1 protein-coding gene is annotated in these 385 nt (G+C 49.9%); it reads left to right on the top strand.

Annotated elements, in window-relative coordinates:
- On the top strand, positions 1 to 385 hold a 385-nt coding region (locus ETC05_RS17600; RefSeq protein ID WP_171661576.1), incomplete at both ends, for a conjugal transfer protein TraG N-terminal domain-containing protein.

Here is a 385-nt window from a genome sequence, read left to right as displayed (position 1 = left end):
GTTTATGACAACAATAATAATTTCATAACCTGTAAGGATGCGTCGGTCACGCTGAAAGACAGGCTGAATCTCGATACAAAGACGGGAGGCAAGACCTGGCATTATTATGTGCAGCAGATATTTGGCGGCAGACCGGACCCGGACCTGTTATTCAGACAACTGGTCAGTGACAGTTACAGTTATTTCTACGGCTCCAGTCAGTCTGCCAGCCAGATTATGCGCCAGAACGTCACAATAAATGCCCTGAAAGAGGGTATCACCAGTAATGCCGCCCGTAATGGTGACACCGCCAGCCTGGTGAATCTGGCCACCACGTCATCGATGGAGAAGCAACGTCTGGCGCATGTCTCTATCGGTCATGTGACAATGCGAAACCTGCCAATGG

Source organism: Geobacillus sp. BMUD, assembly GCF_013096845.1.
Lineage (GTDB): Bacteria > Bacillota > Bacilli > Bacillales > Anoxybacillaceae > Geobacillus > Geobacillus vulcani.
The sequence above is the reverse complement of the archived record's forward strand: the minus strand, read 5'-3'. Positions and strand labels throughout refer to the sequence as shown.